General features: G+C 69.2%; 2 protein-coding genes. One reads left to right on the top strand and one right to left on the bottom strand.

Annotation, left to right across the window (positions count from 1 at the left end; all coding sequences use genetic code 11):
- Positions 1-68: 68 nt before the first annotated feature.
- Positions 69-707: a hypothetical protein gene (locus tag ACFWGZ_RS41160; protein ID WP_382457003.1), complete on the bottom strand. Its 639-nt coding sequence runs from the start codon at positions 705-707 to the stop codon at positions 69-71.
- Between the two features lie 217 nt (positions 708-924).
- Here ACFWGZ_RS41160 and ACFWGZ_RS41155 point away from each other — a divergent pair, with 217 nt between their 5' ends.
- Positions 925-1,107, top strand: a complete 183-nt coding sequence (locus ACFWGZ_RS41155; RefSeq protein WP_382457002.1) for a hypothetical protein — start codon at positions 925-927, stop codon at positions 1,105-1,107.
- Positions 1,108-1,137 lie beyond the last annotated feature (30 nt).

The following is a 1,137-nucleotide window of genomic DNA, read 5'->3' as shown; positions in this document are numbered from 1 at the left end:
GGGCCAGGAGGTGAGAAAGGGCGGTGTCCCCGAACGGGACACCGCCCTTTTCTCGTCCGGAGTGGTCGTCACGCGGTGAGCATGTCCTCGATCCGTTGCCACAGCGTGGCGAACTGGTCGGTGGAACCGCCGAGGACGACGAAGTTCACGACGTCGTCGTCACGCGTCTCGACCGCGTAGACCGTGTTGTCCTCGCGCTCGACCCGGACGGCGACCGTCGTGCCGCCCAGGTGCAGGGTGCCGGCCAGGCCGCGCTTGGCGAGCGCGGGGGACGCGGCGGCGAACTGCTCGGCCAGGGCGCGCAGCGGGGTGGTCTGGCCGGTGGGGGCCGGCGTCTGCTCCGGTTCCGGCTGCTGCTGCTTGAGCGATGCCACCAGGTCTGCCACGGGCACCCGGCCGCGGCCGGTGGTCTCGGCTTCCTCCACGCGGGCCACCAGGGTGTCGACGAGCCGGTCGTCGGCGTGCAGGTGCGGCGACGACGAGGGGTCGTCGCCGGTCAGCACGGGCAGGACGTGCTCGTCGTCCGTGCGCGCTTCGTCCGCCGTGGACACGAACGGCACGAGGAAGCGCACTTCGGCCTGCGGCAGGTCGTTGCTCTCCAGCACCGTCAGGCCGCGCTGGCGGCACGCCTCGACCACCTCGTCGACCACGGCGCGCTGTTCCTCGTCGAACGACACGGCGATGTCGTAGGTCGCGGATTCGGTCACTCCAACCTCCCTGATGACGTCCGGCCGGCGGCCGGGTGCGCGCAGCATCCACGACGGGTGTCGACCAGAAGTGGATGAGGAGTGGACGTGTTGACCACCTCGGTGGGCAACGGGAAACACCTGGTTCCGCGCTTTTCGAAGACGAATGCTCGAAGGGAGCCCGCCGAGAGCGGGCGAAATCCGGAAAACCACATCCGATCCCTTCGGAGGATTCGCCATGTCCAAAATCGTGTCCACTCTCGTGGCCGGTGCCGCCACCCTGCTGACCGCGATCGCCGTCGCCGCTTCCGTTTCCGGTGGTGTCGCCGCCAACGCGGACGAGCAGAACCCACCCAAGCCCCCGACCACCACAACCACAACCCAGACGCAGGACGGCGGCGGCAACCCGTGGCACGACTGACGTAGTCTAGAATTCGCCCCGGCCATTGGC

It is taken from the genome of Lentzea sp. NPDC060358, assembly GCF_042725365.1.
GTDB lineage: Bacteria > Actinomycetota > Actinomycetes > Mycobacteriales > Pseudonocardiaceae > Lentzea.
The sequence above is the reverse complement of the archived record's forward strand: the minus strand, read 5'-3'. Positions and strand labels throughout refer to the sequence as shown.

Bases quoted from the DNA above. Each gene is read 5' to 3' on its own strand.
- ACFWGZ_RS41155 (WP_382457002.1), top strand. From the start codon at position 925: ATGTCCAAAATCGTGTCCACTCTCGTGGCCGGTGCCGCCACCCTGCTG.